Here is a 12,614-nt window from a genome sequence, read left to right as displayed (position 1 = left end):
CAAGCTGAACTCATTCGATAAGGAGTATCGAGCATGGCCAATCCGTACCGAATACTGTTCCAAGCCCCCGGCACCAAGGGATTCTCCCTGGCAGGCCTCCTCGCCCGTTTGCCGCTCCCCATGACAGGTATCGGCATCATCACCATGCTTTCGCAGTTGCGGGGCAGCTACGCACTGGCAGGCGCGGTTTCTGCCACCTTCGTCCTGACGTATGCATTGATGTCACCGCAAGTTTCACGCATGGTGGATCGATACGGTCAGCGCAGGGTACTGCCCTTGTCTGCTGGTATCAGCGTTTTGGGTATTCTTCTACTGCTTGCCTGTACTTACTGGCATACGCCCGATTGGACTTTGTTCGTGGCCGCTGTGTTAGCGGGCTTCATGCCGAGCATGTCGGCCATGGTCCGCGCTCGCTGGACTGCGATCTACAGGGGCAAGCCGCACCTGCAAACAGCTTACTCACTCGAAACCGTGCTGGACGAAGTGACATTTATTGCAGGCCCCCCGATTTCTGTTGGTTTGAGTGTGGCCGTCTTCCCCCAGGCAGGACCGTTAGCGGCAGTTGTACTGCTGGCGATTGGCGCACTTGCTTTGGCAGCACAAGTATCCACCGATCCGCCAGTAGAATCCGCTGAACAAAAGAGCACGCGAACAACCTCAATCTTTCGTCTGGCGGACGTCCGACTATTAACATTGCTGATGGTCGCGATGGGCGTCATCGTTGGAACGGTCGATATCGTGAGTGTCGCGTTCGCTGAACAAATGGGCAGTCCGGCGGCGGCCAGTATTGTGTTGTCCTGTTACGCCATCGGCTCGTGCGCCGCGGGCTTGTTGTTCGGTGCGCTAAAACTGAAAACGCCGTTGCACAAACTCTTGCTGTTGGGTGGCCTTGCAACTGCCGCAACGACACTGCCCTTGTTGATGGCTGGTAACATTGCCAGCCTCTCGGGAGCAGTGTTGGTGGCCGGGTTATTCTTTGCGCCCACCATGATTGTGGCAATGTCCTTGGTTGAGCGAATTGTGCCGGAACGACAATTGACCGAAGGCATGACCTGGCTACTGGCAGGCTTGAATGTTGGGGTGGCGATGGGTGCTGCGGCGTCGGGCCAACTCGTGGATATGGAAGGTGCTCGCTATGGGTTTAGCGTTGCTCTGGCAGCCGGAGCCGCTGTATTGCTAGTAACTATTTGGGGGTATCGACAGATGCGAGAGCACTCGCTTGCGGCATCGTACTCGGTATGAAGTCCCTGCTGTGACGCGCCCTGCTCAGAGTAATCTGCAGAAAGAAAAGCCACTCGTGAGAGTGGCTTTTCGTTAACTCAGAGCGAAGAGTCGGCTCTTCCACATAGCCTTTACCACAAGCAGCTTGAACGCTGCACGGAGTTAGAGTCGCTGCTTCCTGTGTGGCAGGTATTAGCATTTTGGATGACCGCTTTTGGCCCAGAGTGTGTAAAAACGTCAGATTGAGTTTTCTGTATCGACGTCAGCAGCCTGTGCTTTCGTTTCGCAAACTGATCAACATCACGACGTTTTGAGGAACAGCTAAACGGCTCAACAACCTCTGAAAGTCCTTTGGATGGGGCAAAAAGAGCGGTTTTTACGCCGCTAACGCTTTCATCAAACCAGCGGTGCCGATGATTTTCATGACCCTTTTCAAATTGTAGGCGAGCACGTTCAGACTCATCTCTGCACTGACCCCGTTGAGCTTGCGCGACAGGAAGTGCGTTGCACCCATCCATTGTTTGAGCGTCCCGAAGGGATGCTCAACAGTCCGTTTTCGGATCCGCATCATGTCCGGCGCGTTGCTCAGCCTGTTCTGCATTTCCTCCAGGACGGCTTCATGCTCCCAGCGTCGAACCCGCCGTTCCGTGCTCGGTGTGCACTGCGGTTTCATTGCGCAACCCCGGCATTTTGAACTCCAGTAACGGTGCAACGTCAGGCCTTTTTCAACGTTGGTATAGCGCCAGATCAGCGCCTCTCCAGCCGGGCAAATGTATTCGTTTTTTGCCGCGTCATAGATGAAGGCATCGTTATTGAAACGCCCGTCTGCTTTGGCTCCAGAGGTCATCGGCTTGGGCACATAGGCGGTGATACCTGCATCGTGGCAAGCCAGGATTTCTTCGCTTTTGAAGTAACCTCTGTCAGCCACTACCGAAAGCGTTTCTGACGCCATCGCTTCGCGGGCCTGCTTGGCCATCGAGCTGAGTTGATCGGGTCAGAACCGACGTTGGTCACCTCATGGGCAACGATCAAATGGTGCTGGGTATCGACCGCTGTTTGCACGTTGTAGCCGACGATTCCCGTGCCGCGCGTCATCATGGAGCGGCTGTCTGGATCGGTCAGTGAGACCTGTTTATCCGGAGATTCATTGAGCTGGATTTCGATCGCCTGAAGCTCTTTCATTTGAGTTTTGAGCTTGGCGATTTTCTCTTCCAGCCTCACAGCACTGGGCTCGGAAGCTGTTGGTTCTTGCCGATCGGCAGCATCGAGTGCCGTCAGGTAACGATTGATGCTCGATTCAATTTCTTCCATTCGCCGCTTCAGTTTGGCGCTGGTGAAATTGCGGTCGCGGTTGTTGACTGCTTTGAATTTGCTGCCATCGATGGCGACCAGATGTTCTCCGAACAGTCCCAACTGCTGACACAGCACAACGAACTGGCGACAGACGCCTCGGATGGCCTTGCTGTTGTCTTTTCGGAAGTTGGCGATGGTCTTGAAGTCCGGCATCAAACGCCCGGTTAGCCACATCAATTCGACATTACGCTGGGCTTCTCGCTCCAGGCGCCGGCTCGACTGAATGCGGTTGAGATAGCCGTAGATGTAAATCTTCAGGAGGATCGCGGGGTGGTAAGCAGGCCGGCCAGTATCAGCCGGTATGGCGCCCTCGAAACCCAGTTTGACCAGGTCGAGTTCGTCGACAAAGACGTCGACTACGCGCACCGGATTGGTATCGCTGACGTAATCGTCGAGGCTCTCCGGAAGGAAGGTACCTTGGCCTCGATGTTCACCTTGGATAAAGCGCTTCATGGGCGGTCCCTGCGATGAAATCCTCAGAAATCATAGCAAGGGTTTGCGAAAGCGTTTTTACACACTCTGGACCGATTGCTGTCTGTCTAGACGGGCAGAAATCGACCAAATAGATATTCCGTCCCACCTTCACCGATACTGGTAACGGTTGGCATGTAGCTGTCAGCGAGGGTGGAGCATGCACCTGTACGCATGCTAAGGCTATAGCTGCGTTGGGCGCTTTTTTACGCCCCCATCAATTTTCTTTGGAGTGCGCGCAGCTTTTCGTATTCTGGTTTTACTGTGGCTAGTAGTTCCTGGCTTGGCCACTCATTCACTGACACATGATTTGAAAAATCAGACCTTTGCCAATTTGATAGGACTGCCTTGTAGGCGGCAATGTGCGCTAAGGCACCGATAAAAGAGTTTGGGATATGATCTGACTCTAAAAGATCTATGTTTTTCAGTATTAACTTTTCTGTTTCTGCATTAAAAGGCTCGAAAACATTTTCCATCCAATTCCGCCAAACTTCCTTTTCTTCGTCTGTAACATTTACGTTATTGCCAAAGTAACTATTTTTACCATGAGACGGCCTGTAATTCTTCCAAAAAGCTTCCCATGTGGCATTATTAGCCATAAGTATGGCATAGAGTGGACCATAAAGCTCACGCAGCTGCTTGTTAACACGGTCTAGCTTACTGGCCTTTTTGTCGAAATGCCACTTGTGAAAATAAGTAGCAACCCAGCCTAGTACTGCAATTAGTGCAGCAGAGGCCACAGGCACAATTTTTATCACCTCATCTCGCGCCAACTCAAACACTGATCATACCCTTATTAATAACAACAAGTAGTGAAAATTCACCATTTTGGTAAGAATGTACTTGGAGAAAAAGCTGTTTAGTGGCTCAGAAACGTACCTTTGGGGCAACAGACGCAAGATGAATATTCGTGTACTTTCGCTACTATCGAGAGCTCTTTGCACCTCCGTTGTTATTTTATTCAAAATAGCGGCAGCATCCGCCACTGGAACTCCGGCAGTGCTGGAAATATTTGCTTTTAGGGTTTCAAGCTCTGCTATTCTTGTTGAAACCTTGGCGCCTAGCTGCTGCGCAACACCTTTAACAGCTTCTAGTTTTGTTTTTATGGCGTCATCTCCTGACGCAAACTCCCCAGCAAGCTTGAGGGCGTCTTCTACAGAGTATTTTCCCTTAAGAAATGTGATACCTATCGACTCAAGCAATCCACGAAACATTTCCAAAATTGCCTCGACCGATGCAGCCAGTACGAGCAACATAAAAAATAGCAGGCCGAGCACTGTAAGCAACGATTCCATTTTTTGTTCTCCTTTTTTAATCTTTTACGAATCACTACATGCTGTTGTTGCGCCCGTGCTTCTTCGTGATCACGTTCCAGCGTAGACACACGAGGAAGAAGTAGCCACTGGCCGCCACTTAATTTTTTCTAGCCAGTGTCAATTCTTGGCACGTTATCTAGCGCGCCGCACTTACAACACTGCTGCGGCGCATTTGCGGGCGACCCCGGCTTTGCCGAAAGACGGGATCTGAATGTCAATGAAGCAATCTTGGCCTGCCACTTTTAGGCGATTCTGGCTTTACTAAACGGTTTGGCTCAAACATACCCATTTGCGATTGCACTAGCGAATCGCTATTCCATCCAGCGATTACTGCCATGCCCACCAAAGCCTGCTATCGGGCTAAGTGCTTCATTTTTCTCAACCTCAATCGCCGGGCCTCGTCCGTAACGCTCTGCCGCCTCTTGCCGCTAGATCGGGCCGTGTCCTGGCGACGCTTGACGAGCGAAGGCTAGCGTCTAGAGTTGCAGGCAACTGGCCAGCTCACGCTTGTGCGAGGGCAGCATGGACGCAAAGCAACTGTCACTGGAGGACGACTATGGCCGCCTATGCTGCTGAGACAAGTGAGTACCTTTTCAACTCTCAGGACGGGCTGCTCTGGATGCAATCTGCCGCCACGGCCCGGCCGGCCATCCGGATCAGCCTCGAACCTGGAAATCCCAGAGTCATCTCCTGCACCCAGGCGCCGGGACCTGACTCGGGCACGGTGCATTTGTGCCTAGTGGTGGCCGATGGCGAACGCCACAAGGTACTGCATGCGCAGGTGCAAGACAGCCAGCACCTGATCGTCACCCAGAGCCTGCGCCTGAGGGCTTTTCGCACACTCATCAGCTCCACCGCGGCCATCAGCAAGATCACCCACACCGGCGATGGCGTGCTGGTCAGTACCGCTGATCAGGCCCTGCAATATGTCCAGGTCAACACGCCGCAGGCGCAGCCGGTGCAGCTTGCGGCCTCCTCCGCGGCCGACGATCCCTTGTCCGAGGTGATCGCTGCCAAGAACGCCATCGCCACCTTTCTCAACAACCTCTGTGATCAACTGCCCGCTATGGCCGTGGCCATTGAAAAAACCGCGAGCGAGAAGGTTCTGAAGGCCCTTGGCGCCGAGATAAAAACCCAGCAGCAGAATCTGGACAAGGTTTTCGACAAGCCGTTGACCGCCTTCATTGCCCAGCATAATCAGGGTGTCTCGGCGGCGTCCGTCGAGCTGCTCCGTTCGGCGAGCGCCGCTGACGCCAGCGCCGCGGGTACGGGGCCAGGGCTGCGCCGGCTGTTTTTGCGGCAGTTGAATGTGCAAGGCTATTTTGATGCCTTTTCCCCGCCGCCGGTTGAAGCCCTGGCGATGCCCGCGCTGGAGGTGCGGGTCAGCGGCGATGGCATCGACCCCTTTGAAGCCCTGGGCAAGCTGTTCGAACCCTTCAATAATCTGTTGAATGCCAAACAGTTGGTCTCGCTAACTAACATGGGGGTGAGCGACCTGCTGCAGGCGGTGTCCGGATCAAAGCCGTTTTCCAGCGTGATCAGCGATTTTTTCCAGCTGTTCAAGATCGATGACGCCATGAACGCCCTGCACGGGGTCTTGGCTTCTGGGCAGTTCTCCTCACTGATCGGTCAACTGGGTTTGAAAGACTACCTGCAACAACCCGTGCAGAACGCCTTTTTCAATGCTCTCTACGCGCACTACTTCCCCGGCAAGACGTTCGCCGTGGTGGACCTGATCGCTTTCCTGGGGGCCTTGCTGGGCTTTGTCGCCTTTGAAGTACAGGGCAAAGCCAGCGAGTTCCAGGCAGTCTTCAGCGACCCGCAAAGCCTCGCCCAGTTCACCGGTGCCCCGGCAACGCTGGTGGCCCTGATTAATGGCTCGTCGACCCAGGTCAACCCTCCCCGCACCGCCGCCGATCTCGCGCTGATGAGCCTGGCGGCGTCCGACGTCGCCACCGAGCTGGCCTTGGCCGCGGCCCCCCCGGCTTGGCGGGTGGGCGTGGCCGCGGCGCTGTCGGGGGTGACGACCCTGATCATCGGCGTGGCCGGGGTCTTGAGTTTCGGCACCGGACTGATTGCCTCGCCCATGGTCGGCGGCGTAGCGGCGGGTATCTCGCAAGGGCTGTTCGGCATGCTGCAGAACCTGAATGCCGACGAGGTGCAGTGGGATCTGATTTCGGGCTTCGCCGGTGGTTTCTCCGGTGCCTTCATTTCTACCTTGCTCGGTAACAAGCTTTTTGCCGGGTGGGCGCAACGTGGGGCCTCACCATCGGCGCGGATCCAGAAACTGCGGCTGATCATGACCGGTTCGGTGCTGACCTTGGGCGCCGGCGGCGGCGCGGTAGTGGCAGCCTTGGTGAAGAACTACGCGAAGACCGGCAAGCTGGATTTCAACGACCCACTAGCCCTGACCAGTGGCGCCATCGGAGGACTAGGCGGTGGCGCCATGGGCTGCGGCCTACAGTTCATGGGCGGCCTGAGCGGCGGCGCCTGCCTACCGGTGCCGCTGTCCTTGGCAGATGCCAACCTGCATGCCCTGAACGGCCTGGCCGCCGTGCAACCTATGGTCATGAACAATGCGACATCATTGCCCAATCCCAACCTCGGGTACCCGGCCCCCCTGCCAGGCTGGTCGATGGCGGTCTACGCAACCAAGTTCAATGACGCTGCGGCAACGCCAAATGAGGGGCTGTCCGTGGCCCTGGTCAAATGGGACGAATTCAGCAAGATGGACAATGACTATATAGGCCGCCGTGAACGGCTGTTCTGGCTGGAGGACGTCGGCGGCGCAGCCCCGGCGGCTGCCCGCAGGGCTGATGTGGTGCTCGGCGTGCACGGCATTGGGCGTTTCGTGTTTCCAGCCCTGACCCACTTCGACACGCTAGGCAACCGGGTGGACTATTCGCGGCCCATGGCCAAGGCAGACTTTGCCCAGTTTCTTGCCGGGCAAGCCTACCTGACCAACTACCTCACCAACATCAGATTGGCTCAGGGGCGGGCGCCCATTATCAAGCTGATGATCTGCTTCAGCGCCCTGCCCCTGGGCTGCTGCAGCCTCGGTCGGGAACTCGCGACACGCCTGAATGCAACGGTCTACGCCGGACGTCCTCCGGTTTACCCCTGGCTTGGCGCCACCGGCTTCCCGCGGGTGCCCGGCTGGGGTGGCTGGATCAAATACGACGCATAACCTGCAAACCACCAGGCGGCGCACAATCAGGAGCTTCCAAGGATGGCAACCCCCACCAAGCTGACAACGGCGGACCAGACGACCATTGCCTCGGTCGAGGTATCACCGGTCATTCTGCCGGGCACATTGTTCTTCGGGCTATACGACGATCAGGGATTGAAGGTCAAGGGTGGCTTCAAGGTCGAAGACCTGGTGCTCTCCCGGCACTTGCCGCTGGTGAATCAGGACTTCGCCGACACCGCTGTGGTGCTTAAGGACTTCCAACTGGCCTTCGAGCACTCGATCGGCGGTGCCGACCAGACCGACAATGATCAGTTCGTACTGGAGCTGACGCTGGTGCTGGGTGGCAATACCATCAGCCATCTGAAGCTGCCGTTGTCCGGCTCGGCCAATCCCCCGGTTTCTGAAGCTCTGGTGGCCGCCCCGGACAGTGGCGCCACCCCGCAAAACGTGCCGCCGGGGTCGATCTTCTGGATCAACATCCAGAAATCCATAGGGCCCATCCATATCGGCCGTATCGGTTTCAATTGCATCGGCGACGAGATTCAGGTGCTGCTCGACGCGGGCCTCGCCACCTCGGCCTTCAGCGTCGAACTCAGCGGACTGTCGGCGACGGTGCCGATCTTCGGCTTGAATAGCTTCGACGACATCAAGATGGGGCTCAAGGGGCTGGACGTGGCCTTTTCCACGGCGGCACTGACTATCGAAGGCGGCCTGTTGATCAGTGAGCAGAACGGCCGCCCGGAATACGACGGCGCGTTGCAGATCCGCACTGCGGATCTGGCGCTGATGGCGCTGGGCTCATTCACCTCGATCGCCAGCAATGGCCATACCGACAACTCACTGTTCGGCTTCGCCTTCCTCGACCATGCGCTAGGCGGGCCACCCGCGTTCTTCGTCACTGGGCTGTCGGCGGGCTTTGGCTACAACCGCTCGGTCAAGGCACCGGCGGTGTCGGAAGTCGGTACCTTCCCCTTGCTGGCGGGGCTCAACGATCCGTCCCAACTGGGCCTGCCGGGCGGTGGCCTGCCTGCAGCGTCGCAGCTGCAGAACGTGCTGGCCAAGGTCAACAAATACATCCAGCCCGACCTGGGGGAGTACTGGTTTGCTGCCGGTATCCAGTTCACCTCCTTCGAACTGATCCATTCCAATGTGGTGGCGGTGCTGGAGGTCGGCAAGGAGTTCGAGATCCTGGTCCTGGGCAAATCCTACGGCTCCTTCCCGCCCACGGGGGTGACCTATGGCTATGTCGAGCTGGATCTTGAAGTGGTGTTCCAGCCCGATGCCGGTTTGTTCAAGGCCGAAGCGGTGCTGTCGCCCAACTCCTATGTGCTGGATCAGAACTGCCATCTGACCGGCGGCTTCGCCTTCTATAGCTGGTTCGGCAACAACGACCATGCCGGTGACTTCGTCTTCGCCGTCGGCGGCTATCACCCGGCCTTCAAGCAGCCCGACTACTACCCTGTGGTTTCCCGGTTGGGCTTCAACTGGCCGGTATCCAGCGAGGTACTGATCAAGGGCGGCGCCTATTTTGCCCTGACACCCTCATGCATCATGGCCGGCGGCGGGCTTGAGGCGGTCTATCAGTCGGGCAACCTGCGAGCCTGGTTCACCGCCTACGCGGACTTCCTGATCTACTGGAAACCCTTCTATTTCACCGCGGGCATCGGCGTCGACGTGGGCGTCTCCTACCACGTGCACTTCCTGTTCGTCAGCACCACCCTGCACTTCGAGCTGGGCGCCACCGTGGCCCTGCATGGTCCGCCCACGGGCGGTATCGTGCATATCCACCTGTGGATCATCTCCTTCAGCGTGCCCTTTGGCGCCAGCGACAGCGCGGGGGATAAGCAACTGGGCTGGAGCGACTTCAAGGCGATGCTAGCCCAGCCCAGGCAAAGCGCAGCGCTCTCGGCCAAGGACCAAGCCCGCAACACCGAGATGCAGGCCGAACTGTGCCACCTGACGGTGAGCAATGGCCTGTTAAACCAGGTGCAGGACAGCGATGGCAGCATTCGCTGGCTGGTGCGCGCCGACGAGTTCGTGTTCGATGCCACCTCGGCCGTGCCCATGACTCAGCTCAGCATGGCCGACAACACCCTGCAGTCCCAGGCGGGACCTCTGGCGATTCGACCGATGCGGGTTGGCAGTATTAATTCTTCGGTGGCCAGCCTGATCGTCACCTCGGAAGACGGCAACCCCATCACTTGGAAGGCGCCGCGCCCCTTTAACCGGGCCCTGCCGCAAGCCCTGTGGGGCGCTCCAGTGGACCAGCCGTCGAACGTCGACCCCAACGCCAAGCTGATCGACGGCTGCCTGGTAGGGGTCCAGGGACTGTCCGCACTGTCCACCTACCAGCCGGCGCATACCGGGCTGATCGACATTGTCCAGGCGTTCACCTACTTCACCCTCTACCCCGCAGGCAGCTCGACCCTGCCCTGGCTGCCGATCTCGGCCAGCGCGGCGCCAGTGCCCAATAGCGCCGTAGTGACCCGGGATGCGCGCAGCGCGGTGATCAACCCGGCCATCGCCAAGACCACGGCCGCACGCACCCAGATAGTCGCGGCGCTGAACGGCCTCTGCGGCTTTGCCGTGCTGGACGAGGCCCTGAGCGGCTTTGATGCGCAGTCGAATTTCGCCACCGATCCGCTGATCGGCCCACTGGCCCTTGCACAAGTGGAATGAGAGAGAAGATGAACAGTGCCACTCCTATTCGCCGCAGCGCCGACCTTGAACCAGGCACCATCGAGTTCTTCGACAAAATAGTGCCGCCGTTGATGGCCGGCGACTACAACATCGCCTTTACCCAGGAGCTGGCCTACGGGTCAGAAAAACAACAGCTGCAACGCACACAGAACTTTTCCGTGCAGGCGCCACGCTTCAGCCTGGCGGAAAAGGACGTGCAATCGGTGTTTCCAGCCAATGGCAGCAGCGGCAAGTTCGAAAACGACCTGCCGCAAATCGTCCTCAACAAGCGCGCCCTGCCCTGGGAGCACCTGCTGGAACCGGGCGATACCAGCGGTGCACCGTGGATGGCATTGCTGGTGCTGGACCCTACGCAGATCAGCGTGCCGCAAAACAGCGTCGCCGCGCCCTCCCAGACTCTGGCGGCGGCACTGCCACTGGCGGAGGTGCGCAACCTCGACAACGGCGGGCTGCTGGGCCCGAAGATCGCCCACTTGGATCACGGACAGAGCGACACGGACATAGTACGCACCATCGACATTACCACCGCGACCTTCCTGTCCCTGGTGCCTCACCTCGACAGCGACGCCCCGGCCAGCAGCGAACTGTGCAGCCTAGCCCATGTGCGCCAGGTGAACATGGAGCACAAGGAAATCCTCGACATGACCCACTCGGGCTGGTTTTCGCTGATCGTCGGCAACCGCTTCCCAATCAACCCGGACCAGCCCACCCGGCAGTTGCTCCACCTCGTGTCGCTGGAAGGCTTCAAGCCCTATCTTGCCGAGGGTGCGCAGTTCCCCGCGGGCATTATCAGTGTCAGGCTGATCTCGCTGTACAGTTGGTCGTTCACCTGCCTGCCCGACCACGGCGAAAGCTTCAGCAGTTTCATGCTCAACCTGGTGTCCGCCGGCAGCCAGCAGAACACCGGCCTGAGCCTGCACCTGCCGGTCACGCCCGAGGCCGAGGCCCGGGACGGCTCCCCCGGCAAGATTGCCAGCAAGGCCCTGCGCAACGGTTATGTGCCGCTGCTGTACAACGCGCTCTATGGCGACAAAACCCTGTCCTGGTACCGCAGCCCCCTGGCGCCGTGCAAACCCGAGCAGTTCACCCGTGGTGCCGAAATGCAGACGTTCCGGTCGGCGTCCGACGCGGTGATCTTCGATCCTCAGACCGGCCTGTTCGATCTCTCGTATTCGGTGGCCTGGCAGACCGGCCGGCTCATGGCCCTGAGCAATCGCGCCTTTGCCACCAGCCTCACGGACTGGCGGCGCAAGCTGAACCACATCATCGACCTGCTGGCGAACCTGGCGCAGGAGGACCAGTTGCAGAACTTCTTCGACACCTACGATGGAGACATCAACCAGTTTTTCCACGATCAGTTGATTACCGAGGGCTTCCTGGACTTCATGCTCGACGACTTTTCCCAACTGATCGCGCCCAACCTCAATACCCATCCAGTGAGCTTCACGCCGCCGCCCAGCAGCCTGAACGCAGAGACGGAGCTGCCGCCACAACTGCTCAAGGAGCTGCAAAAGCTCCTGCAGAACGACCAAGTCGCGGCGCTGCTCAATGACGTCGAGGGGCAAGAGCTGCAAACCATAGTGGAATGGCTGGCGCGCACCTCGCTGCTGTATGACGTGCCTTTCGATCACCTGGTGGCCGACCCGCGGTTGCTGCCGATCGAATCCATCCGCTTCTTCTATCTCGATCGCAGTTGGATCGACAGCCTGGTCGACGGGGCCATGAGCATCGGTGTGCAATCGTCCAAGGACAGCCACTACTACAAGATAACCAAGAACCTGATCCGCGATGCCCTCGACCGACTAACGCTGGGCATTCGCGAACGACTGCTGGGGCTGCCCCCCAGCGAGAAGGACCCGACGGATGGGGTGATCGCCGGCTTCCTCCTGCGTTCCGACGTACTGGTGCAGTACCCGGGGATAGAGATCAAAGGCTACCGGGCCGTCGGCAAGAATGACGATGGCGCGCCGCTGGGGATCGATCGCATGCAGATTCTGCGGCTGGACCGGCTGTCGCCCAACGTGCTGATCTGCCTGTTTCCCGATGCGCCGGCCTGGATCGAATTCGACCAGCCCAGCGAGGGCCTGTGCTTCGGCGTGGAACCCGTGCAACAGACGCTGGAAATCGCCCTTCGCGATCCACATAACGGCGAGGTACTGCCCGACGTGATCTATACCCTGGACAGCGTGGCGGACTTTCGCGGCCCGCAGTCCGAGCGCGTGTTGAACATCAAGCACTTGAACGCGGCACTCGCCGCGAAGCTGGGCAAGACGACGCTGAATGCCGCGGAGCTCGCGCTGCAGCTGGTCAAAGTGCCCGAGCAGATGGTGTTTACCAATCAGGCACAGACGGCCAGGTGAAAA

The 12,614-nt window shown here is 58.4% G+C and carries 6 protein-coding genes and 1 pseudogene; 4 read left to right on the top strand and 3 right to left on the bottom strand.

The genetic code is table 11. From position 1 onward, the window contains the following. The first annotated feature begins 33 nt into the window (after positions 1 to 33). The gene (locus LOY38_RS13595) at positions 34 to 1,242 is read left to right on the top strand and encodes an MFS transporter (RefSeq protein ID WP_258700462.1); all 1,209 of its coding nucleotides are present in this window, start codon (positions 34 to 36) and stop codon (positions 1,240 to 1,242) included. A gap of 355 nt (positions 1,243 to 1,597) precedes the next feature. Here LOY38_RS13595 and LOY38_RS13590 read toward each other — a convergent pair. The 3 genes and pseudogenes from LOY38_RS13590 to LOY38_RS13580 form a co-directional block, all read right to left on the bottom strand. Next, a pseudogene (locus tag LOY38_RS13590) lies at positions 1,598 to 3,027 on the bottom strand (IS1182 family transposase). Positions 3,028 to 3,251: 224 nt separating this feature from the next. Continuing rightward, on the bottom strand, positions 3,252 to 3,827 hold the full coding sequence (locus LOY38_RS13585) for a hypothetical protein (RefSeq protein WP_258700461.1): 576 nt from the start codon (positions 3,825 to 3,827) through the stop codon (positions 3,252 to 3,254). Positions 3,828 to 3,830: 3 nt separating this feature from the next. Next, the gene (locus LOY38_RS13580) at positions 3,831 to 4,340 is read right to left on the bottom strand and encodes a hypothetical protein (protein ID WP_258700460.1); all 510 of its coding nucleotides are present in this window, start codon (positions 4,338 to 4,340) and stop codon (positions 3,831 to 3,833) included. A gap of 577 nt (positions 4,341 to 4,917) precedes the next feature. Between LOY38_RS13580 and LOY38_RS13575 the strand changes: the two genes are divergently transcribed. The 3 genes from LOY38_RS13575 to LOY38_RS13565 are packed head-to-tail and all read left to right on the top strand — an operon-like array spanning position 4,918 to position 12,611. After that, a complete protein-coding gene (locus LOY38_RS13575) occupies positions 4,918 to 7,548 on the top strand; it encodes a hypothetical protein (RefSeq protein WP_258700459.1) in 2,631 nt (876 codons plus the stop codon). A 42-nt stretch (positions 7,549 to 7,590) separates the two neighbouring features. After that, positions 7,591 to 10,230, top strand: coding sequence for a DUF6603 domain-containing protein (locus tag LOY38_RS13570; RefSeq protein ID WP_258700458.1), 2,640 nt, complete (start codon positions 7,591 to 7,593; stop codon positions 10,228 to 10,230). Between the two features lie 8 nt (positions 10,231 to 10,238). Continuing rightward, positions 10,239 to 12,611 carry a hypothetical protein gene (locus LOY38_RS13565; protein WP_258700457.1) on the top strand — a complete coding sequence of 791 codons (2,373 nt, stop codon included), beginning with the start codon at positions 10,239 to 10,241 and terminating at the stop codon, positions 12,609 to 12,611. The last annotated feature ends 3 nt before the right edge of the window (positions 12,612 to 12,614 follow it).

The organism is Pseudomonas sp. B21-015, from assembly GCF_024749285.1.
Lineage (GTDB): Bacteria > Pseudomonadota > Gammaproteobacteria > Pseudomonadales > Pseudomonadaceae > Aquipseudomonas.
The sequence above is the reverse complement of the archived record's forward strand: the minus strand, read 5'-3'. Positions and strand labels throughout refer to the sequence as shown.

What these genes read in the sequence shown, in the direction of transcription:
- LOY38_RS13570 (WP_258700458.1), top strand. Translation starts at nt 7,591, where the DNA reads ATGGCAACCCCCACCAAGCTGACAACGGCGGACCAGACGACCATTGCC.
- LOY38_RS13575 (WP_258700459.1), top strand. Translation starts at nt 4,918, where the DNA reads ATGGCCGCCTATGCTGCTGAGACAAGTGAGTACCTTTTCAACTCTCAG.
- LOY38_RS13595 (WP_258700462.1), top strand. Translation starts at nt 34, where the DNA reads ATGGCCAATCCGTACCGAATACTGTTCCAAGCCCCCGGCACCAAGGGA.
- LOY38_RS13565 (WP_258700457.1), top strand. Translation starts at nt 10,239, where the DNA reads ATGAACAGTGCCACTCCTATTCGCCGCAGCGCCGACCTTGAACCAGGC.
- LOY38_RS13580 (WP_258700460.1), bottom strand. Translation starts at nt 4,340, where the DNA reads ATGGAATCGTTGCTTACAGTGCTCGGCCTGCTATTTTTTATGTTGCTC.